Source organism: Azoarcus sp. Soil_N_20 (assembly GCF_057656155.1).
The window spans coordinates 136663-159036 of record NZ_JBDGKX010000005.1 but is presented as its reverse complement, the minus strand read 5'-3'; the positions used below and the strand labels follow the sequence as shown (position 1 = coordinate 159036).

General features: G+C 67.7%; 16 protein-coding genes. 8 read left to right on the top strand and 8 right to left on the bottom strand.

Going from position 1 to position 22374, the window contains the following annotated elements:
- Window positions 1–59 precede the first annotated feature (59 nt).
- The 4 genes from AC3A35_RS12125 to AC3A35_RS12110 form a co-directional block, all read right to left on the bottom strand.
- A complete protein-coding gene (locus AC3A35_RS12125; protein WP_487436357.1) occupies window positions 60–1070 on the bottom strand; it encodes a thiamine pyrophosphate-dependent dehydrogenase E1 component subunit alpha in 1011 nt (336 codons plus the stop codon).
- Window positions 1071–1574: 504 nt separating this feature from the next.
- Window positions 1575–2030: a c-type cytochrome gene (locus AC3A35_RS12120; RefSeq protein WP_487436356.1), complete on the bottom strand. Its 456-nt coding sequence runs from the start codon at window positions 2028–2030 to the stop codon at window positions 1575–1577.
- A gap of 63 nt (window positions 2031–2093) precedes the next feature.
- A complete protein-coding gene (locus AC3A35_RS12115) occupies window positions 2094–2879 on the bottom strand; it encodes a transporter substrate-binding domain-containing protein (RefSeq protein WP_487436355.1) in 786 nt (261 codons plus the stop codon).
- 56 nt (window positions 2880–2935) lie between these two features.
- Window positions 2936–4720, bottom strand: a complete 1785-nt coding sequence (locus AC3A35_RS12110) for a PQQ-dependent dehydrogenase, methanol/ethanol family (RefSeq protein ID WP_487436354.1) — start codon at window positions 4718–4720, stop codon at window positions 2936–2938.
- Window positions 4721–5245: 525 nt separating this feature from the next.
- On the opposite strand from AC3A35_RS12110, the gene AC3A35_RS12105 reads away from it, so the two are divergent.
- The 3 genes from AC3A35_RS12105 to AC3A35_RS12095 all read left to right on the top strand — a co-directional run bounded on the left by AC3A35_RS12105 (window position 5246) and on the right by AC3A35_RS12095 (window position 8365).
- The gene (locus AC3A35_RS12105; protein ID WP_487436353.1) at window positions 5246–6133 is read left to right on the top strand and encodes a transporter; all 888 of its coding nucleotides are present in this window, start codon (window positions 5246–5248) and stop codon (window positions 6131–6133) included.
- Between the two features lie 29 nt (window positions 6134–6162).
- Window positions 6163–7842, top strand: coding sequence for an outer membrane protein assembly factor BamB family protein (locus AC3A35_RS12100; RefSeq protein ID WP_487436352.1), 1680 nt, complete (start codon window positions 6163–6165; stop codon window positions 7840–7842).
- A gap of 76 nt (window positions 7843–7918) precedes the next feature.
- Complete coding sequence (locus AC3A35_RS12095; RefSeq protein WP_487436351.1) at window positions 7919–8365, top strand: c-type cytochrome; 447 nt, start codon at window positions 7919–7921, stop codon at window positions 8363–8365.
- A 166-nt stretch (window positions 8366–8531) separates the two neighbouring features.
- Here AC3A35_RS12095 and tssH read toward each other — a convergent pair whose 3' ends face one another.
- Both tssH and AC3A35_RS12085 read right to left on the bottom strand, forming a co-directional pair.
- A complete protein-coding gene (tssH, locus tag AC3A35_RS12090; RefSeq protein ID WP_487436350.1) occupies window positions 8532–11276 on the bottom strand; it encodes a type VI secretion system ATPase TssH in 2745 nt (914 codons plus the stop codon).
- Window positions 11277–11497: 221 nt separating this feature from the next.
- Complete coding sequence (locus AC3A35_RS12085; protein ID WP_487436349.1) at window positions 11498–13162, bottom strand: ATP-binding domain-containing protein; 1665 nt, start codon at window positions 13160–13162, stop codon at window positions 11498–11500.
- A 164-nt stretch (window positions 13163–13326) separates the two neighbouring features.
- Here AC3A35_RS12085 and AC3A35_RS12080 point away from each other — a divergent pair, with 164 nt between their 5' ends.
- The 5 genes from AC3A35_RS12080 (at window position 13327) to AC3A35_RS12060 (ending at window position 20470) form a co-directional block, all read left to right on the top strand.
- Window positions 13327–13941 carry a MarC family protein gene (locus tag AC3A35_RS12080; RefSeq protein ID WP_487436348.1) on the top strand — a complete coding sequence of 205 codons (615 nt, stop codon included), beginning with the start codon at window positions 13327–13329 and terminating at the stop codon, window positions 13939–13941.
- 154 nt (window positions 13942–14095) lie between these two features.
- Window positions 14096–14308, top strand: a complete 213-nt coding sequence (locus tag AC3A35_RS12075; protein ID WP_487436347.1) for a DUF3820 family protein — start codon at window positions 14096–14098, stop codon at window positions 14306–14308.
- A 268-nt stretch (window positions 14309–14576) separates the two neighbouring features.
- Window positions 14577–17978, top strand: a complete 3402-nt coding sequence (gene recC / locus AC3A35_RS12070; RefSeq protein ID WP_487436346.1) for an exodeoxyribonuclease V subunit gamma — start codon at window positions 14577–14579, stop codon at window positions 17976–17978.
- Window positions 17979–17981: 3 nt separating this feature from the next.
- Complete coding sequence (locus tag AC3A35_RS12065) at window positions 17982–18113, top strand: hypothetical protein (protein WP_487436345.1); 132 nt, start codon at window positions 17982–17984, stop codon at window positions 18111–18113.
- Entirely contained in the window at window positions 18110–20470 is a 2361-nt protein-coding gene (locus AC3A35_RS12060; protein WP_487436344.1) for a putative bifunctional diguanylate cyclase/phosphodiesterase, read from the top strand. Before AC3A35_RS12065 ends, AC3A35_RS12060 begins: the two co-directional genes overlap by 4 nt.
- A gap of 18 nt (window positions 20471–20488) precedes the next feature.
- On the opposite strand, the gene AC3A35_RS12055 is transcribed toward AC3A35_RS12060, so the two are convergent.
- Entirely contained in the window at window positions 20489–20929 is a 441-nt protein-coding gene (locus AC3A35_RS12055; protein WP_487436343.1) for a type 2 periplasmic-binding domain-containing protein, read from the bottom strand.
- Window positions 20929–22218 carry a porin gene (locus AC3A35_RS12050; RefSeq protein WP_487436342.1) on the bottom strand — a complete coding sequence of 430 codons (1290 nt, stop codon included), beginning with the start codon at window positions 22216–22218 and terminating at the stop codon, window positions 20929–20931. The genes AC3A35_RS12055 and AC3A35_RS12050 overlap by 1 nt, the downstream gene beginning before the upstream one ends.
- Window positions 22219–22374 lie beyond the last annotated feature (156 nt).

Below are 22374 nucleotides of genomic sequence, written 5' to 3'. Positions count from 1 at the left end.
GGTCTCCTGGTTCGGTGGGGGGCCGGGCACGCGTCCCGCGGCGGCCCGGCGCGGATTGCTCAGGCGCTGAAGACGTGCAGCAGCGCGTCCTCGGGCTCCGGATAGGGGCTGCTGCGGCCGAAGTCGTAGGCGGCCTGGACGCGGACCGAGATGCGCGCGCGCAGCGCGGCGTCGGCGTCGTCGTCGAGCAGCTCGCGGGTGCGCAGCAGTGCGCCGAGCGCCGGAATCGGGTCGTGCTGGCGCAGCTCCTTGGCTTCGCCCTTGGGGCGATAGGTTTCCGGGTCGCCCTGGAAGTGGCCGAAGTAGCGGTCGGTCTTGACCTCGATCAGGGTCGGGCCCTCGCCGCGGCGGGCACGTGCCACGGCCTCGCCGGCTGCCTCGAACACCGCGAGCGCGTCGTTACGTTCCACCAGTACGCCCGGCATGCCGTAGGCCACCGCGCGGTCGGCATTCGAGGCGATCGAGGTGGACGCGGATTTTTCCACCGAGATGCCGTACTTGTTGTCCTCGATCACGAAGATCACCGGCAGTTTCCACAGCGCGGCGAGGTTGAGCGCCTCATGGAAGGCGCCCTGGTTGGCCGCGCCCTCGCCGAAGAAGGCGACCGCGACCTGATCGGTGCCGCGCTTCTTCGCCGCCAGCGCGGCACCGCAGGCCTGCGGCGCGCCGGCACCGACGATGCCGCTGCAGGAAAACTTCACCGTCGGGTCGAACAGGTGCATGTGGCCGCCCTTGCCGCGACCCAGCCCGGTGACCTTGCCGTACATCTCGGCGGTCATCGCGTGGAGGTCGACGTCCTTGGCGATCGCGAAGTGATGCGGGCGGTGGGCGCCGACCACGGTGTCGTCACGGCGCAGATGCACGCACACGCCCACCGCCACCGGTTCCTGGCCGGCGGCCAGGTGCATCTCGCCCGGCACCGGTCCGGCGCCGATGTCGAAGGCCAGGCCCTTCTGGATCCTTGGCGGGAGCTTGGCTTCGAGATAGACCCGGGACATGGTCTCTTCGTACTCCCGGATCTCGATCATCTTCTCGTACATCCACAGCAGTTGTTCGGTTGTCGCTTCCATCGCTGCAAGCCTCCTCGTCGATTGGGTAGTCTGGTTGCGCAGTGGTCGGGGTCGGGGGTCGCTGTGTTGCCTGTCCTTGCCCCACTCCGCCACCGCGTCTGGGAGTGCCATCGCAACTTCGGTGCCATCGCCGCTCCGAGTCGCGGTGAATGTATTCAAGGCCCTGAAAAATAAGGAGTTCCTGTTCGATGACGGGCGTTGCGGCGGGGCGCGCCGGTATTTTGCGAGGCGGCCGACTGTCGCAGCGCGGGCGACACCTGTCGCACGGCGGGCACACCAGATGCGACCGTCGTGCGACTGGATGTGCCGCCTGGGGCATTGAACCCGGAGACCTCGGTTGCCCTGCCCTGTTTGCATGATCCGGGGGCTGGCGGAAAGGTGGCCAGTGCTCCGACTGGAGCGTGGGTGCGCAGATCGGCGACAGCAAGCCGCCCCCCAAAAGGAGCAGGGGCCGCGTCACGCGGCCCCTTCCATGAAGACGGTTTGACTAATGCCAGTCCATCGTCAATACCAGAGGTCTTCCTCGTCGTCGACGTGCGCCTCGTCGTCGGCTTTCACGCGCACGGCCTCCTCGCGCAGAAAGGCGACGATCTGCCAGATCTCCTCGGCGCCCAGCGCCGCACCGAAGGCCCCCATCTGCGTGCCCGCCCGCCCGTTGGCAATGATGTCGTGCATGAACGCGTCGGAGTTGGCGCCGCCCGGGCCCCAGGCCCCACGCACCAGCTGCGGGCATTTTCCGCCGTGCCCCCGCGTGTTATGACACTGCTGGCAGTTGCGCCCGAATAGCTCCTCGCCCTTGCGCGCTGCCTCGCTGCTGCCTGCGAGCGGGTTGGCGGTGTCCGGCACGTTGACGCCGAACGCGTGGGCCGCCGGCACGCAGGCAAGGGCGAACAGGGCGCCGGCAAGAAGAAGTACGAGCGAGGCGCCGCGCGGCGACGGGAAAATTCGATTCAGAGTCATCCGAGAAACTCCTTTGTCCTGTGAATTCCGGTCCAGCCGACCCGTGGGTGGGCCGGTGCGGGGTTAGCGCCCGACGTTCGGCGCGGGCATTCCGTGGCGTGCGAGCACCGCCTGGATGAAGCCATCGGCGCGCATCTGGGCGAGTGCGGCATCGACCTGCGTCGCCAGCGAGGTGTCCGGCTGGCGGGTGGCGACGACGAAGCCGGCATGCAGGCTCGGGTCGTCGAGCGGGGCGCGAAGAACCGCGTCCGGCCACAACTCGAAACCCTGAGCACGCGCGCTCGCGAGCGCCGGAGACCACACCAGGCCCGCGTCGAGCGCGCCTGCGGCAAGTGCCGCGAGCAGCGCCGGGTTGTCGGCGAACGGCAGCCGTCGATACCCGGTTCGGTACAGGTAGAGGTCCGCCGGCGTCGCGCTCACCACGCCGACGCGTTCCGCCCTTCGGGCGTCCTCGGCGCTGCGGACGGCTCCGCCTTTTGCCCCGACCAGCACGTAGGCCGCGGTCATGTACGGGGCGGACGCCGTCAGGCGCTGCACAATCAGATCTTCGTTCGGTCCGTCACCGACCGCGACGCCGAGGAACAGGTCGCAGCGCCCGGCGCCGATCGACTGGCGCAGCGCCTTGCCCAGCCCGCCGCGGTTCGGGATCTCGACCCACGTGATCCGTGCGCTGCGTCCGAGGCGAAGCGCGATCTCGGTGGCGATGTCGACGTCGATGCCGCCCGCGCCCGACGACGAGAACGGCGCATTGTCCTCGCTCACGCAGGCGGTGAGTTCGACTGCCGCGGTCGCGGCGAACGCGCTCCACGCAAGCAGACAAGCCAGTGCTGTTCGTGCCCAATTGTTCACGGCAATTCTCCCTCGGGGCGCTCGCGCAGAAGCAGCAAGCGTCCCTGTTCGGTAGGTCAATCTGGCAGCGCGAACACCATCATTCCGCCGCCGCGGTTCTGGTGCTTGAACAACTCGCCATACACCAAGGGCCACAGACTGCCGCCGCCGGGACCGTAGACCACCGCCACGTACTGCTTGCCATCGACGGTATAGGTCGTCGGATTGCCGTGGATGCCGCTGCCGACGTTGTAGCGCCACAGCGTCTCGCCGGTGTCGTCGCGCATTGCGGCGAAGAAGCCTTCCGCGTCACCGGAGAAGACCACGCCGCCGGCGGTCGCCACCAGGCCACTGGTGGCCGGCGTGCTCTGCGGGCGCGTCCACACCAGCTCTCCGGTGGTCGCATTGAACGCCTTGACGCCGCCGGTGTAGGGGTTGGCCTTGAGCACCTTCGACGACAGGAACCACTCGCCGCGCTTCCACTCGGTCTTCTTCGCCTGGATGTCCATCGAGCTGTCGATGAAGGGCACGTACAGCAGCTTCGTCAGCGGGCTGTACGCGGCCGGGTGCCATTCCTTGCCGCCGTCGAGAATCGGCGCGATGTCGGTCACCACCTTGTCATAGGCCGGCACCTTGTCCGGGTTGACCACCGGACGGCAGTTGTCGCGGAACTCCTTGACCCAGTTCACGCGCGCGATCGGCACCACCCAGTTGCATTTGCCGCTGTCGCGGTTGATGGAATAGACGTGGCCGTTGCGGTCCGCATGCAGCCACACCTTGCGGCCCATCTCATCGTCGACGAGGATGGTTTCGTTGTTGCCGTCGTAATCCCACGCACCGTTCGGCGTGTACTGGAAGTGGTGCTTGATCCTGCCGGTGTCGGCGTCGAGCGCCAGCGTCGAATTGCTGTACAGGTTGTCGCCGGCGCGCACGCGCGGGTCGAAGTCGGGTGCCGGGTTGCCGACGCCCCAGAACACCGTCCTGGTCTTCGGGTCGTAGTTGCCGGTGAGCCACGCCGAAGCGCCGCCGGTGCGCCACGACTCGTTGGCCCAGGTCTTGGCCACCGGGTCCTCGTCGCTGATCGGGCGGGTGTGCGTCTGCCACAGGATCTTGCCGGTGTCCGGGTCGAGCGCGGTGATCTTGCCGGCGTTGCCGCCGACGTCGCCGCCGGAGTTGCCGACCATGATCATGCCGTTGGCCACCAGCGGCATCGAGGTGTAGATCTCGCCGCTGGTGTAGTCGCCCAGTTTCACTTCCCACACCACGCGGCCGGTGGTGTTGTCGAGCGCCACGACATGGGTGTCGAGGGTCGCCATGTACACCATGTTCTTGTATACCGCGACGCCGCGATTCACCGCTTCGCAGCACAGCCGCGACCCGAGGTCGCCGGGCAGCGAGCGCTCGTACTTCCAGATGATCCGCCCGCTGGCACCGTCGACCGAGAACACCTTGTTCTGGCTCGCCGTGACGTAGATGCGCCCATTCACGACAGTGGTCTGGCTGGTTTGCGCATCGGTCACGCCGAACGACAGGTTCCACTTCGGCACCAGCTTCGTCGCGTTGTCCTGGGTGATCTGGCGCAGCGCGCTGAAGCGCGTGCCCTGATAGTCCTTGCCGTAGTGCAGCCAGTTGTTCGCATCCTTGTCGGCATGAATCAGCATGTCGTCGGACACATGGTTCGGACGCCACTTGAACGTGGTCGCGAGCACATTGACGCCCAGCGGCGGCTCGGGCTCGGGCTCGGTCTGTGGCGCGGGGGCGGCTGCCAGCGCGTGCGTGGCGAGGAGGCCGATGATCGGCGCCACGCGCAAGGCGCGTGCGAATCGACCCAGCCAGTGCTGCGATGTGGAAGTGCTGCTCATTGGGGTGTCTCCATTGTTGTTTTCCGGCGGCGGCGACGCGAACGGGTGCCACCTGCGCGTGCCGTCCTGCGTGGTCGAACGGAGGCGCCGCCTGCACAGGTGCGCCCTTTCGTGTGAGTTACCACTGCAGTCGGGCTTGCTGCCCTTCGTCGCCCCGTTTCGGCACCGCGCCTGGAGCGACATCGCAACTTCGGTGCCATCACCGCCTCGGCGCTTGCGCGGGGTTTTCAATGCCTTGAAAAGCAAGGAATTCGTGCGGAACAAGGAGGGCTCGTGCAGGTCGCCCCGGTGCTTTACGGGCGGCCGACTGTCGCAGCGCGAGAGACACCTGTCGCGCGCCGGGCGCAACAGATGCGACCGCCGTGCGACGCGATGCAATGGCTAAGGTGTTGATTCTTATAGGGCCGGCGGCATGGCATCGAAAGTGCAATGACGCAGTCTGGCGGGCGGCGAACCGTTTCCGGTCGGAGCGAGGTCCGCGGCGCCGAGTTCATCCCTTTGCACGAAAACTAGAAGGAGACACCCATGCACATCCACACCCCCCGTCTGCGCCGCGCATCGATGCGCGCGCTTCCGCTGCTCACCCTTTGCGCGGCGATGGCCGTGGCGCTGCCTGTCCACGCCCAAGTCACCCTGGACGTGATCGGTCCGCACGAGTACGACCTGCCGGTCGGGTTCAAGCCCTTCAATGTCTTCGTGCAGTACGCCACCTTCCAGGACGGCGCGCGGGTGTGGGACGGCAGCGGGGACGACAGGCGTGCCGCGGCGAAGACGAAGACCATCGTCGGCCTGTCGAAGTACGTGCGCTTCTGGTCGCCGGAGTCGAATCCGGATATCGGCCTGGCCTACGAGGTGATCCTGCCCGAGGTCGGGGTGAGCAACGACGCCACCAATAGTTCGAACAGCGGTCTCGGCGATCCGCTGACCGGCCCGGCGATCTGGTACAAACCGACGCCGAACTCGACCCTCGGCTTCCAGAGCTTCTTCCAGATCCCGGTGGGGAACAAGGACGTCGGTGGCGGCGACGGCTGGAAGAACCTGTCCAGCCTGTTCTGGGACGTGCAGTCCGAGCACTTCAGCTACACCGCCGATGCCGGCTTCGTGTTCTTCGGCGAATCCACCGCGGCCGATGCGCGCCCGGCCACCCTGTTCCACACCAATCACCGGGTCGGCTACAAGCTCAGCGCTTCGGTCGAGCCCTTCATCGCGCTCGACTACGAGCGCCAGGGTTCGTGGACCAACGATGCCACCGGCGTGAAGGTGGCCGCCAGCCGGGAGACCACCGCCGGTGTGGGCGTGTATTTCAGCTACTACGGCAACCAGTCGATCACCGTGCGCTACTCGCGCGGGGTCAGCGGCGAGGACCACGGGCTCACCGACAGCATCAACCTCAAGTACGCCTACGTGTGGTGAGCCGACCCTTCAGAGACCAGGAAAAAATCATGAAAACCATGCCGATCGCCAGCGCGCTGCTGGCAGCCCTTTCCGCGACCCTGGTGTACGCCCTGCCGGCCCATGCCGAGGGCGGTCCGGGCTACGACGACCCCGACAACTGGCCGCAATACCACCGCAGCTTCAATGCCTGGCGCTTCAGCCCGCTCGACGCCATCAACAAGGACAACGTCGCCAAGCTCAAGGTGGCCTGGATCCACCAGCCGGGCAATATCACCCACGGCCTGCAGGCCACCCCGATCGTCATTGACGGCGTGCTGTACTACATCTCGGCCGAGAACAACGTCTGGGCGGTGGATGCGGCCACCGGGGCGACCCTGTGGCACTACGCGCCCAAGCTCGATCCGCTGACCAGGGAGGTCTTCTACGGCGCCGCCAGCCGGGGTGTGACCGTCGGCCGGGGCAAGGTCTACATCGGCTCGCTGGACGGACGCTTCATCGCGCTCGACCAGAAGACCGGCAAGGAATTGTGGGCGACCCAGCTCACCAATCTCAAGGACCAGTACGGCGCCCTGTTCTCGGCACCGCCGCAATTGGCGGGCAATGTCCTGTTCGGCGGCACGACCGGCGGCGATCAGCCGATCATGGGCAAGATCCATGCGGTCGATGCCGATACCGGCAAGCCCCTGTGGAACTTCGAGATCCTCAAGGACGACGCCGCGAGCTGGCCGGGAGACAGCCGCAAGACCGGCGGCGGCAGCGCGTGGATGCCGGGGACCTACGATCCGCGCACCGACACGATCTACATCGGCACCTCGAACGCGGCCCCGGACTACTACAACAAGGAGCGCAAGGGCGACAACAAGCATACGGCCAGTCTCCTCGCACTCGACCCGAAGACCGGCAAGCTCAAGTGGGCGAGGCAGGAAGTGCCGCACGACTCGTGGGATTTCGATTCCGCCTATGAAGCGCTGATGGTGAAGAAGGACGGCAAGGACGTGATCGTCCATCTCAACAAGGGCGGTTTTGTCTTCGTGATGGACAAGGACAACGGTGCCCTTCATGACGTGTGGCAGTTCGCGAAGAACGTGAACTGGGTGAAGGGCGTCGACCGCAAGACCGGTGCACTGATCGATCCGGTCTATCCCGAGGAAGGCAAACGGGTCAACTTCTGTCCCAATCTCCTCGGCGCACGCAGCTGGAACCACGGCGCATACAACCCCGGAACGGGATTGTGGTACTCGCATGCCATGGAGGTCTGCAACGACGTGGTCGCGGCGAAGGACCTGCCCGAGGACCTCAAGTCGATCGCCTCGCTGTCGCTGGGCATCGAGGAGATCAAGCTCGTGCCCCCGCCCGGTGATGCACCGCACGGCCGCCTGGACGCGCGCGACCCGATCACCGGCAAGGTGAAGTGGAGCCTGCGCTATGACCTTCCGCCCCTGTCGAGTGTGCTGACCACGGCTGGCGGGCTGGTGTTTACCGGTGACATGGAGGGCAGGATCTATGCTTACGACGCCGACGACGGCGCCGAGCTGTGGCGCTTCAGTGCCGGCTCCGGCATCCGTGGCGGCCCGGTCAGCTATGCCGCCGGCGGCCGCCAGTACATCGTCGTGCCGACCGGTCTCGGCTCGCACGCACCGGGCTTTCTCGCCGGCGCCTTTCCACGGATCAAGGATCTGAGCGGGGGCGCCGCACTGATCGCGTTCACGCTCGATTCGGGGGACTGAGTCTGCCCGAGCCCCTGTCGGCGGGTGCGGCCCCTGGGGTCGCACCCGCCGGATCGAACACCACAGGACTGAAATCATGACCCAAGGACAGCACCTTGCGCCCCGCACGGCGGGGCGTCTCTCATCGGCGTGGGCTACGCTACGGCGCCAGGCGGTACCGATCATGTTCGCCTGCATCGCCTTCGACTGCGCGGCGGTGGCACCGGCCAACCCGGTTCCCGAGGTCTCGACCCCTGCCGCCGGCACGGCAGCCCCCTTCGACCTGACCGAAGAGGCGCGCATTGCGGCCGGACGTCGCCGCTTCAACAAGAACTGCGCGGGATACTGCCACGGGCACGAAGGCGTCGGCGGCCGGGCGCCGGATTTCCGCGGCCGCACCGACCTCCCGGCGGACCAGGCCTTCCACACGATCACCAACGGGCGGCGTGGCGCCGACGTGATGCCGCCATGGGGCAATGCCTACAGCGCCGAGCAGATCTGGGAGCTTGTCGCCTATCTCATGCATCTCGGCAAACAGCAGTAGATACTGTTGTCCGGGTCAGGGGGCATATACGACGGGATCGAAAGGTCTGCGTGACTTGATGACGGCGCAACTGGTTGATCGCGGGGTCGTGCCTGAACTGGGGCTGCGTCTTCTGTACTGCATTGCCCCCGCTGGTCGCATCTTCCGCTTCTGCTGCGGCCGTCAATCAAGCAAAGACATAACTGAAGTCGGCCTTGCCAACACCCACACTGACCCCTTTGATGGGCTCGCCGCCCATCATCCGGGTCAGGAACTCGCGTGACAGATCCGGCAGCATGGTGTTGGTCAGGATCGCGTCGATCATGCGGCCGCCGGATTCGGTCTCGGTGCAACGCTTGACCACCAGCTGGACAACGTCGTCGTTGTACTCGAAGGGCACCTTGTGGTGGGTCTCGATGCGCTTGCGGATCCGCTCCAACTGCAGTCTGACAATGCGCGCGAGCAGGTCGTCACCGAGCGGATAGTAGGGAATCGTCACCAGCCGACCGAGCAGGGCCGGCGGAAAGATCTTCAGCAAGGGGTCGCGCAGCGCCTTGGCCAGGCCGTCGGGATCGGGCATCAGGTCCGGGTCCTTGCACATGTCGGTAATGAGCTCGGTGCCGGCATTGGTGGTGAGCAGGATCAGGGTGTTCTTGAAGTTGATGAAGCGGCCTTCGCCGTCTTCCATGAAGCCCTTGTCGAACACTTGGAAGAAGATCTCGTGCACGTCCGGGTGCGCCTTCTCGACCTCGTCGAGGAGCACCACCGAATAGGGCTTGCGCCGCACCGCCTCGGTCATCACGCCGCCCTCGCCGTAGCCGACATAGCCCGGCGGCGCGCCTTTGAGCGTCGACACCGTATGTGCTTCCTGGAATTCGCTCATGTTGATGGTGATCAGGTTCTGCTCGCCACCATAGAGCGCCTCGGCCAGCGCGAGGGCGGTTTCGGTCTTGCCCACGCCCGAGGTGCCGGCGAGCATGAACACCCCGATCGGCTTGTTCGGGTTGTCGAGTCCGGCGCGCGAGGTCTGGATGCGCTTCGCGATCATCTCCATGGCGTGGTCCTGGCCGATCACGCGCTTGCCCAGATTGGCGGCGAGCTTGAGGATGGTTTCGACTTCGTTGCGGGCCATGCGGCCGACCGGGATGCCGGTCCAGTCGGCGACGACCGCGGCCACCGCCTGATAATCGACGGTGGGCAGGATCAGAGGGTCTTCGCCCTGCAGGGAGGCGAGGCGGGTCTGCACGTCGATCAGTTCGGCGAGGAGCTGGTCGCGGGTTTTTTCCGGTTCGGCAGCGGGGGCGCCGTCGCCAGTGCCGGTTCCGCCGGTGGGCCGGGTGGCCGCATCGGTGGCGGCTTCGAGCGTGCTGCCGGTGCCTTCCACCGGCTTGCTGCCGTCGCGCAGTCTGGCGCGCAATGCGAGCAACCGGTCGACCAGTGCCTTTTCTTCCTGCCAGCGCTGCTCGAGCCCGCCGAGGCGTTCGTGTTCGGCGGCAAGCAAGCCGTTGCACAGGGTCTCGCGCTCGGTGGTGTCCATGCCGATCGCCTTTTCGCGACCGATGATCGCGAGCTCGGTGTCCAGCCCCTCGATGCGGCGCTGGCTGTCGTCGACTTCGGCCGGGGTGGCGTGCAGGCTGATGGCGACGCGGGCGCAGGCGGTGTCGAGCAGGCTCACCGCCTTGTCGGGCAACTGGCGTGCGGGAATGTAGCGGTGCGACAGCTTGACCGCGGCCTCGAGCGCTTCGTCGAGAATCTGCACCTTGTGATGCTTCTCCATCATCGTGGCGACGCCGCGCAGCATCAGCACGCCTTTCTCCTCGGAGGGCTCGTCGACCTGCACGACCTGAAAACGCCGGGTCAGCGCCGGGTCCTTCTCGAAGTATTTCTTGTACTCGGCAAAGGTGGTGGCGGCGACCGTGCGCAGCGTGCCGCGCGCGAGCGCCGGCTTGAGCAGGTTGGCGGCATCGCCGGTGCCCGCTGCGCCGCCGGCGCCGACCAGGGTATGGGCCTCGTCGATGAACAGGATGATCGGTTTGGGCGAGGCCTGCACTTCCTCGATCACGGAGCGCAGGCGCTGTTCGAATTCGCCTTTCATGCTGGCGCCGGCCTGCAGCAGGCCGATGTCGAGGGTGAGCAGGGTCACGTCCTTGAGCGCCGGCGGCACGTCGCCCTTGACGATGCGCTGGGCGAACCCTTCCACCACGGCGGTCTTGCCGACGCCGGCCTCGCCGGTCAGGATGGGGTTGTTCTGGCGGCGCCGCATCAGGATGTCGATGACCTGGCGGATCTCCTCGTCACGGCCGACGATCGGATCCATGGTGCCGGAACGGGCCTGTGCGGTGAGGTCGACGGTGAACTTCTGCAGCGCCTCCTGCTTGCCCATCTGCGCCGGTGCGATCGCCCCGCTGTCCTCGCCGGGGCGGCCGGCCGAGCCGTCGCGCGCGGTGAGCTGCTCCTCCGGCGAGCCGGCGACGATGGTGGCGAACTCCTCGGTGAGCACGTCCGCCCGCACGCGCTCGAACTGGCGCGAGATCGCCATCAGCGCATTGCGCAGCGAGGGCGTCTTGAGCATGCCGACGACGAGGTGGCCGCTACGCACCTGGCGCTCGCCGAACATCAACGAGCCGTAGACCCAGCCGCGCTCGACCGCGGTGTCGAGATGGGACGACAGGTCGGAGATCGAGGTCGAGCCGCGCGGCAGGCGGTCGAGCGCGGCGGTCATGTCGGCGGCGAGGCGGGCCGCGTCGAGTTCGAAATGGCGCACGATGCGATGCAGGTCGGTGTCTTCGGTCTGCAGCAGTTGTTGCAGCCAGTGCTCGAGCTCGACATATGGGTTGCCCCGCAGCTTGCAGAATACGGTGGCGCTCTCCATCGCCTTGTAGACCAGGCAGTTGAGTTTGCCGAATGAGGCTACCCGACTGATTTCGCTCATGCGTGTCTCGCTCGTCGTGTTGCGGCCGGGCACGGCCGCGGATGGTGTCAGCGGTGCGTGACGTGCCCCTGCACCGGCATCGGGATTGCCGAGTCAGGGGGAGCCGCGCCGCTGCGGCAGAGAAATGACAAATGACAAATGATTTTAATGCAGATCGGCTGGGCTGAGTGGATGCGGCGTCATCGGTCGATCGCGCCGTCGGCAGGCCGCAGCGGCCGGGGTCATGCGCCGGCTGGCGGCGCGAGCATCGGCGCCGTCCGTTCCGAGGCGACGAAGATCACCTTCATCGTCGCCCGGGTGGCGCCGACGAAGAGTTTGCGCATGGCCAGCTCGTCGAGCTTGTCGAAGTCGATCTCGGTGAAGATCACGCACGGCGCCGACTGACCCTTGAAGCGATGTACCGAATCGATCAGCAGGTCGCCGTCGCTGTACTCGGCCTCGCCGAACAGGTCGTAGCGGCCGCGAAAGGCGCGCAGGCGGTGGGGGCCGAGGTGGGTCAGCGGCGTGAAGCGCGAGTATTCGCGGCCGCGGTAGGTGACGATGGCGATCATGTCGCGGCGGAAGCCGAGGCCGATGGCGCGGGTGATCGCACGCTTGGTGGCGTCCATCAGCCCGGCGTCGTCGTGCCACGGCAGCACTTCGGGTTCGCTGTCGGCCACCGGGCTGCCGGCGACGATCGGGGTCGGCAACGGCAGACGGGCGTTGAGCAGCTCGAGCACGTCGGCCGGGGTGCGGTAATTGGTGTCGGCGGTGAGCCCGGCCCAACCCGGCAGCGCGACCGGTGCGCGGCCGTAGAGGTTCTGCAGCGGGTCTTCCAGCCACCACGCGCGGCCGTCGGCGGTGAGCAGCGCGAGCAGGGTGTCGCGCCAGGCTTCGGTGAAGTCCTGGCCCTCGTCCACGATCAGCTCGTCGAAGCGCCACCCCGGGTCGTCGGCGTCGGACGCCACCAGCGCGGCGAAGTCGGTCTCCATGCGGCGGAAGCGGTCCGGCGCCGAGAAGTCGGGGGTGCGGTCGGCGGCGCGCAGGCGGCGGTCGCACAGCTGATGATAGGTGGCGACTTCGCCGCCGGGCGGCACGATGCGCGAAAAATGGTCGGCCAGCGGGCGGTTGTAGCAGACGTAGAGCGGGCGTCGCCCGGCCGTCAGCGCGTCGCTGTAGGCGGCGAGCGCGAGCTGGGTCTTGCCGCTGCCGGCGGTGGCGGTCACACGCAGGCGATGCGGTTCGAGGCGGATCCGCCGCGCCCATTCGGCCAGCCCGCCGGACAGCCGGGTGGTCAGCGCCACCGCCTGGCCGGCAAGCGCCTGCACGTCGGGCACCAGTTCCAGCACCTCGGCGAAGAAGCGGTGGAGTTCGGGGCGGTGCGCGGCGGCGGCCGGCGGGGTGTCGATGTCCGGCGTGCACAGCGTGCGCACGATGTTCACCAGCTGCGCGCGCCGGGTCGCATCCACGATGCGTGCCGGGTCCAGCCCCGCGGTGCCCGGCTGGCGCACGGTGTAGTCGGGGCAGTAGAGCACGGTGTCCAGCATCGGCTCGCTGTCGCCGAGCAGCGGGCGCAGGCGCGTGCGCAGGGCGTCGGCGGTGCGCGCGAGGTCGAGGTTGATCTCGCGGTTGCGGCGCTTGCCGGGGCGCAGCAGGCCGGCCTCGGTCTCGTCGAGAAAGCCGGACTGCTGCTCGATCAGCAGGATGCGCCCGTCGGGGCCGAGCACGACGAAACCGATCTCGCCGAATACCGCGTGCCGGCCCTCGGCGCGGGTCCAGTGCAGGCCGTGGAAAATGCTGTAGTCGTCGCTCAGGCCTTCGGCGAGCAGGGCGAGGGTGGCGAGCTCGCGCCCGCGCGCGCCGCTGCTCGGGAGATGGCGCCAGCCTTCGGGGTGGATGCGGGCCATGTCAGCCTCGGCGGTGGTTGGGTGCATTCAGGTCGTGGTCACGGTAGGGGGCTTGTCGCCCAGCGTCAACCCGCGCATCGGCTCGGCGCGGGGGCGGATGCGTTATGCTCCGCGGCGCAGGGGCGGGCCGGATCGCCGGCCGTCCGCGCACCGGAACCCACACCATGGAAACGCTGAAGGTCTTCATCACCCTGCTCGCGCTGATCAACCCGTTCGGGGCGATCCCGCTGTTCCTCGGCCTCACCGCCGCGCAGACCCCGCAGCAGGTGCGCGGCACGGTCTACACCGCGTCGATCGCCACCGCGATCGTGATTGCGGTGTCCGCACTGTTTGGCGAGATGCTGTTGAGGCTGTTCGGCATCTCGATCGCGTCGCTCCAGGTCGGCGGCGGCATCCTGCTGTTCTTTCTTGCGTTCAAGATGTTCAACGCCGAGCCCGGTCGCACCCGCACCACGCCGGAGGAAGAGCACGAAGCCGCAGAGCGCTCGAGCATTGCGGTGGTGCCGCTGACCATTCCGCTGCTCACCGGCCCCGGCACGGTCAGCACGGTGATCATCTACGCCGAACGCGCCCAGCACTGGTGGGAACTGGCGGTGATGATACTGATCGGTGCGGTGATCGGGGCCGTGGTGTGGGGCACGTTGCGTCTGGCCGGCCCGATCAGCCGGCTCGCCGGACAGACCGGGCTCAACATCATGACCCGGCTGATGGGCCTGGTGCTGGCGGCGCTGGCGGTGGAGTTCGTGGCGGTCGGCGTGCGCACGCTGGCGGCGGTGTGAAGCCAGGCGTGAACGGCCCGGGCATTGCCGAACGTCCGGACTGCGTGTGTCAGCTGTCCGCGCCCGGCGCCCTGTGGCCCGGGCGCGTCCCTGCCTCCGTGCAAGATGCACCATCAAACGAACGCCTGAACCGCAAGCTTCGGCCGGAGCTGACATGAAGGCGGAAGACCTTGGCCTGCTGGTGACCCGCACGATGCCCTTCGGCAAGTACAAGGGCCGCGTGATCGCCGACCTGCCCGGCCACTACCTGAACTGGTTCGCGCGCGAGGGCTTTCCCGACGGCGAGATCGGCCGCCTGCTCGCGCTGATGCAGGAGATCGACCACAACGGGCTGAAGGATCTGCTCGGCCCGCTGCGGCCGCGCTAGGAGGCTGGCGGACTTGGGGCCGAACTACCGCGCCAGGGGGAGAAGCGGTCCATATCCGCCCGTTTTTTCGTTGCATGGAACGAGCATGCGCCCCAAATTCGGTCGAATCTGTCCTCGCTGTCCCACTCGGCTCGTGACGATCGCTCAAGTCCGACAGCCTCCCAGGTGCGCGGCGCTGCACGCCCGCACCGGCGCGGTGCGGGTGGATCGCAGATGACAGGAGCGCCCCGCTCGGCCATCATTCGCCGGCCCTGTTTCCGGTAGCTCCATGTTCTCCATCGTCTTCTCCAACCGCTTCGAGATTCTTATCGACACCCTGCTCGACCGTCTCGCCGACGAGCGGCCGGGGCCGTTCGGGGTGCGCGAGGTGGTGGTGCCGAGCAGTGCGCTGCGCCGGCGGGTGGAACTGGCGGTGGCCGATCGCGAGGGCATCTGCGCCAACGTCGGCTTCGACTATCTGGCGCAGTGGCTGTGGAAGCAGATCGGCCGGGTGGTCGAGGTCCCGGCGCGCTCGCCGTTTGCGCCGGCGTTGCTGGCGTGGCGGGTGTTCGCGCTGATCGACGCGGACTCGCCCGCGGGCACATGGGTGCAGGCGCATCCGCGCCTGGCGCGCTACCTCGACGGAGCCGATGCGAGAATGCGCTTCGAACTGGCCGAGCGCATCGCCCGCGTGTTCGACCACTACCTGACCTACCGCCCGCACTGGCTGGAGCGCTGGGCGGCGAAGCAGGGCGCCGGGCTGAGTGCGCCGACCGACTCCGAACGCGCCGACGAGGCCTGGCAGGCCGAACTGTGGCGACGCATCCACGACGGCCTCGCGTTGCGCCAGAGCCACCCGGCGGCGCTCTTCCTGCGCCGGGTGGCGACCATGGACGAAGCCGCGCTCGCCGCCACCGGGCTGCCGCGCACGGTGCATGTGTTCGGCCTGCCGGCGCTGCCGCCGCTGTACCTGGAGATTCTGCGCGAGCTGTCGCGGGTGGTGGACGTGCGCCTGTATGTGCTCAACCCGTGCCGCGAGTTCTGGTTCGAGATCGTCGACGCGCGCCGGCTGTCGTGGCTGGCCGCGCGCCAGGACGATCTGTTCCACGAAACCGGCAACCGTCTGCTCGCGGCCTGGGGGCAGCAGACCCAGGCCCACATCGGGCTGTTGTTCGAGGGCGAGCACGCGGTGGTGGAAGACGCGCTGTTCGCGCCCCATCCGGGGCGTCACCTGCTCGCCCGGGTGCATAACGCGATTCTCGACCTGGAAGACCTCGAGCCCGGCAACATCCGGCTGGCGGCGGCCGACCGCAGCATCGAAGTGCACGTGTGCCACTCGCGGACGCGCGAACTCGAAGTGCTGCACGATCGCCTGCTCGGGCTGTTCAAGGGCGCCAACCCGCCGCGCCCGGACGAGATCGTGGTGCTGACCCCGGATCTGGATGCCACCGCACCGCTGATCGAGGCCGTGTTCGGTACCGCCCCGGCGGGCCGGCGCATTCCGTGGCGCATCACCGGCCTCGGCAGCACCCGCGAGAATCCGGTGGCGCAGGCGCTCGATCGCCTGCTGACCCTGGTCGCGAGTCGTTTTCCGGCGAGCCGGGTGTTCGACCTGCTGCAGCAGCCGGTGGTGGCGGCGCGCTTCGGCCTCGGCGAAGGCGAACTCGAGACCGTGCACGACTGGATGCGCGTGGCCGGCATTCGCTGGGGGCTGGATGCGGCGCAGGCGGCGGGCGCCGACGCCGGCCCGCGGCATACGCTGGAAGAGGGACTGCACCGCCTGTTCCTGGCCTGGGCGGCGGGCGATGCGGCCGCGGCCGCGCCCTTCGCCGGACGCATCGGCGCCGGCGCGCCCGAGGGCAGTGCCGGCCTCGCCCTGGGTCGCTTCTGGCGCTATGCCGACACCCTGCGGCAGCTGCGCGACCAGTTGCTGCGCCCGCATGACGCGGCGGGCTGGCGCGGCGTCCTGATCGACGCGCTCGATCGCCTGGTCGGCGAGGCGGCGGAGCGGGCCGAGGCGTTGCGCGAGGTGCGCACCGCGATCAACGCCCTGGCCGACGACATGGCCGCGGGCTACGGCGAAGGTCGGGCCGCCCTCGACGTGGTCCATCCGGCCCTGACCGCCCGCCTCGACGACCCGGCGCGCGGCGGCGTGCCCGGCGGCAGCGTCACCTTCTCCGCGTTGTCCTCGCTGCGCGGTCTTCCCTACCGGGTGGTGTGCGTGATCGGGCTCGACCAGGGCGCCTTCCCCGGCAGCGACCGCGCGGCCGAGTTCGACCTGATGGCCTCACGTCCGCAGCGCGGCGATCGCCAGCGCCGGCTCGACGACCGCAATCTGTTCCTCGATGTGGTGCTGTCGGCGCGTGAGGTGCTGCATCTATCGCATGTCGGGCGCAGCGTGCGCGATGGCGCTGCGCTGCCGCCCTCGGTGCTGGTGGACGAACTGTTCGACACCCTGGCTGCGGCCTGCGCCGAGCAGCCGTCACGGCCCGAGGCGCTCGCGGCCGCACGCAGGCGGCTCACCGTGCATCATCCGCTGCAGGCCTTCTCGGTCGACTATTTCGTCCCCGACCCCGATGCGGATCCACGCCTGACGAGTTTCAACGAGGACTACGCGGCGGCGCTCGCCGCCCGCCTGCGGCGGGCGATCGCGATTCCCGCCGACGGGCCGGCCTTTGCCGCGACCGACGATGACGGCGGCGATGGCGACGGCGAGGATGAGGGCGGGCAGCACACGCCCGCCGTCGCCTTGCGCCCGTTCTTCGAGCACGCGCTGCCGTCGCCGGAGCCGGCCTGGCGCAGCGTCAGCCTCGAGCAGCTCACCCGCTTCTTCCGGAATCCCTGCCGCTTCCTGCTGCGCGAGCGGCTCGGCCTCGACCTGCCCGAGGCCGACGAGGAACTGGACGACGTCGAGCCCTTCGTGCCCGACTGGCCGGGGCGCCAAGCCCTCGCCGCGCGCCTGCTGCCGGCGCTGCTTGCCGGGAACGCCGAACGCCTTGCCCCCGGCTCGGCGGATCCGGACCTCCTTGCGCTGGCCCGCGCCGGCGCCGAGTATCCGGACGGTGCACCGGGCGAGGGCGCACTGCAACGCGAACTCGCGCTGTTGTGCAGCCACGCCCGCGCGGTGCGCGAGGCCGCCGGCGAGCGCTTGCCACCCCATGCGCCGACGCTCGACTTCGAGCTCGACGGCGAGGGCTGGACCCTGAGCGCCGCCTTCGGTGACCTGCATGGACAAGGCCTGCTCTACCATCGTTACGACGATACCCGGGCGGTGGATTACCTCGGCGCCTGGCTGGCCCACCTCATGCTGTGCGCGGCACCCGCGCCGGGCGCCCGGGGGGTAACCCTGGGGCTGTCGCGCGACGGTCATTTCCGTCTCCACCCGCTGGAGCCGCACGCCGCCCGCGCCAGCCTCGCCGACCTCCTGATGCTGTATCGGTCGGGCCTGTGCACGCCGCTGCACTTCTTTCCCAAATCGGCCTGGGCCTACATGGCCAATGGCGAGAACACGGCGAGGGCGCGGACGAGATGGAGCGGCGGACAGCGGGCCGAATTCGGCGAGGCCCGTGACCCGGCCTACCGGCTTGCGCTGCGTGGCGGTGGGGATGCGCTCGACGAAGCCTTTTTCGATACCGCCAGGCGCGTGTTCCGGCCGCTGCTAGAGCGGCTGGAGGATGCACGGCTGGGGTAAGGAATGGCAGCCGTCGAGATCCACGACAGCGCGGCGCAGGTCGGCGAGCAGGTGCCGGCGCTTGTTGCCGCACCCGGCGTCAGCACGAAAATGAGGGATACTGTCAGCATCATGGATGCTTCTGTCTTACTATGACGACCCGATTTACGGCGCTCGGCCACGCGCTGCGAACTGCGCTGGAAGCCAGACGGGGGTGGGCCGTCGGCGCCCTGAGGCGCGGGCTGGACCCGGCAACGGAACCGCGCATCCTGTTTCCGGCGATCGCCATTGTCGCGCTGACGCTGATCTGGGGAACGACCCTGAACCTGATCGGGGTCGAGCGCAGCGCCGCCGAGCACACCATTGCCCTGTCGAGCCACGAACTGGCCGCGACCTACGAGTCGCAGGTCGTGCGTGCGCTGCGCGAGATCGATCAGACCCTGAAAGTGGTCAAGTACACCTACGAGCGCGACCACCGGCCGGACGTGCTCCAGGAGCTGAGCGCGAGGGCGATGCTGCTGCCGAACGTGGTGTTCGTCGTCAGTATTGCGGACGACACCGGCGCGATCGTGGCCAGCACCCGCCCGCCGCCGGTGACCAATGTCGGCGACCACGACGACTTCCAGCGTCAGCGTCACACGGCCGACTTTTCGGTCGGTCGGCCGCAACCGCACCCCGAGTCCGGATTATGGACGCTGCGCTTCAGTCGCAGGCTCGATGCGGCCGACGGCAGCTTCGCCGGGGTGGTGATGGTGTCGGTCGATGCGGCCTACTTCGTCAGCGGCTATGAATCCTCCAAGCTGGGCGAACATGGCGTTATCGGCGTCCTCGGCACCGATGGCGTATTTCTTGCCCGGCGCAGCGGAGAAACGGTGTCTTCCGGCGACCTGACCGATTTCACCGCAGTGAAGGTTCATTCCGAGGACGAGGCGGGAATCGAAACCGCGCTCGCCACCAACGCCTGGGACGGGGTGCAGCGCTATACCAGTGCACGCCAGCTCTATGATTTCCCGCTGGCGGTGATTGTCGGCCTGTCCGCCGACGAACAGCTGGCGGACACGCGGCGGCACATCCATGTTTACCTGTGGCGCGCCCTCGGCGGCAGCGTGGTGTTGATCCTGGTGCTCGTCCTGCTTGGCCGCACGAGTTGGCAACTCGCCTTAAGCCGACGCCAGGCGGTCGAGGAGCAGATTGCGCATACCGCGCGGGTCGAGTACCTCGCCTATCATGACGGCCTGACGACGCTGCCGAATCGCAGCCTGTTCGGCAAACTTCTCAGTCAGAACATCACCCGCGCGCGTCGCTACAACGAACAACTGGCGGTGCTGTTTCTCGATCTGGACCGCTTCAAGTATGTTAACGACACCCTGGGGCACGAGGCCGGCGACCAGTTGCTGCAGGAAGTCGCAACAAGACTGAAGGCGTGCCTGCGCGAGAGCGACACGGTCGCCCGCCTCGGCGGCGACGAGTTCATCGTCCTGCTTCCCGAACTGACCGAGGAAAAATACGTCGCCACGGTGGCGCAGAAGATCCTTTCCGCCGTGGCCCGGCCCTTCGTCCTGTTCGGTCAGGAATTCCGGGTCACGGCAAGTATCGGGATCAGTACCTACCCGCAGGACGGCCTCGACGAGCAGACCCTGACCAAGCATGCCGATGTCGCGATGTACCGGGCCAAGGAGGTGGGGAAGAACAATTTCCAGTTCTACTCCGAGCAGCTGAACCTCGGCGCGCTCGAACAGCTCAGCCTGGAATCCGGCCTGCGGCAGGCGCTGGCGCAGGATGAGTTCGAGCTGCACTACCAGACCAAGCGGGATATCCCCAGCGGGCGCATCACCGGCGTGGAGGCCTTGCTGCGCTGGCGGCATCCCGCGCTGGGGATGGTGGCGCCGATGCAGTTCATTCCGGTCGCCGAGGAAAGCGGTCTGATCATTCCGATCGGCCGGTGGGTGCTGCGCACCGCATGCCAGCAGAACGTGGCCTGGCAGATGCAGGGCCTGCCGCGGCTGATCATGGCGGTCAATCTGACGGCGAGCCAGTTTTCCGACGACCAGTTGCTGCCGACCCTGGCGGCAACGCTCGCCGATACCGGCATGGACCCGCATCTGCTCGAGCTGGAGATCGCCGAGGCGACGCTGATGTCCAATGTCGAACGGGCCGTGGGGGTCATGAACGGGCTCAAGGCCCTGGGGGTCAGGATCGCGATCGACGATTTCGGGTTCGGCTATTCCGCGCTTGCGACGTTCAGCCAGTTCCCGCTCGATACGATCAAGATCGACCGGTCCTTCATTCGCGGTGTGTCCACCGTCGCCGATGACAAGAATCTGGCCGAGGCAATCATCGCGATGGGCCGGGCGCTGAGTCGCACCTTCGTGGCCCAGGGGGTGGAAACGAAAGAGCAGGCCGACTTTGTCCGCGACAACGCCTGCGACCAGTTCCAGGGTTTCTACCTCAATCGCCCCTTGCCTGCGGGGCAGATTGCCGAACTGCTGCGGACGCAGCCGAGCGATCTGTAGCGGGCGGCACCGACCCGGCTATTTGACCAGCAATACTTTCACACTGTCGTCGACCACGGCCTGGTCGATGTAGCCGATGGCGTCGGGATGGGCGGCAACGAAGTTCCTCACCTCGACACTGTCCGCTGCCTCCCGCGGCGGCATGCCGCGGCCGGTGAAGATGACCTTCGACCAATGGGCCTTGACTTGCGCGGGCGACATGTCGGCGAAGCGGGCATAGAACTCGTTACGTGCGGACGAACCTTCGACCTGATCGATCGGTACGGCCTGGCGTCCGTCGGGGAAGTGATTCGTCTTGCCCAGGAAGATATCCACGGTCTGATGCTTGGCCAGCGTGGTGACCGGATTGGTGCTTGAAACCACCGCCACCACGTCGGCCGCTGCCGCACCCGCGCCCAGGCCCGCGGCCAGCGCAATCAGCGTCATGCCGATGCGGGTCACGACGGGCGGACGTGCCATCAGAATACGAAGTCCAGCGAGGCGCTGAACACGTTGACGGTGCCGCCCGGCCGAAAGCCGGGCTGGAGGTTGATCAAGGCGCCGGACGAGTTGGCGCCGAGACGGATGTGATCGAACTGCAGCTTGAGCGCGGTGCTCGCGGCGAAATCCCAGCGCGCACCGACGGAAACGCTCTTTTGCACCGCAATCGTTTCCAGGACCGCGTTGAGGCCGGCGTTGAGGCCGGCGGCAGCCGCCGCCGCGGCGGGCGGCAAGCCCGTCAGGCTCAAGCCCGGGTCGGAGTCTTTGCTGTTCGCTCGCGACTCCGCGTACGTCACGTACGGCGTGACATCGCCGAGCCGGTAGCCCCCGCTCACGTACCAGGAAGTCCGCTCGCCCAGTACCGAACGGGTGTCGCGGGTTCCCCATTCGCCCATGAGGAACCAGGCGCCCGGATCGTACTTGGCGCCGACCCCGATGAAGGTGACGCGCTTGTCGTCGACGTCGTACTTGTCGGCGAGCGCGATCCCTTCCGCGCCAAACCGTCTGAATCCGTCGAAGAGCGGGTCGAGGGCCTTCAGGCTCACGGTGGCCTCGATATAGGCGAGGTGCACGCTGGCGGCGCCGTATTCGCCGGTATAGGCCACGCTCCAGACATCCTTCCCGTCGATCGTGCCGCCGCCGGCCGGGCTTTCCAGCTCGCTGGTGCCGTAGGTTCCCTGCACGGTGTTGATGAACTCACCGACATGCACGCGGTAACTGGCCTCCACGCCGTCGTTGTAGCTGTTGGCCACCAGGGTATAGACCTCGATCGGCGGCCTTACCCATGGATTGGCGTAACCGACCGCCCGATAGTCCGAAACCAGAAACGCCGGCAGCAGCACGCGTCCGGCGCGGACGCTGAACTCGGGGGTGAACGCGTATTTGACATTCGCCCACTCCACCTGGGGCCGGTAGCTGTTGGCGTAGTTCTGTCGCGATATCACCTGCAGGATCGCCGACAGCCGCGGGGTGAGCGCGGCGCTGACCTGCGCGCCGATCAGGCTGTCGACGTCGGCGCTCCAGGTGTGCGTATGGCCGGCACCGTTGAGCGCGAGAATGTTGCTGGCCACGAAGTCCGCCTTGTCTTCGCTGGAATGCACCACGCCCAGGGTACCGAAGCCGTTGAAGCGGAACATCGGCATGGCGGAATCGTCGGCGCGCGCGCCGGCAGTGCATAGCACCAGGGCAAGAAGGGCAAGCGAAGGCCGCCGGTACGCGGTGCATGCAATTGCCTTCGATACGATTGTGCGCCACTGAGGGGTCGGCATGGTCGGTCTCCAGGGTGTATCCGAGTCGGCGCCTGCAGTCCATCTGCCTCCGTGCGACGGGGCCTCCAGGGGGACGACCGCGCGCTCATTCCACAACGATATGCATTATGTGACGGAAGCCGGATGGCGGCGGCATCCCAGATTCTAACCGCCTCG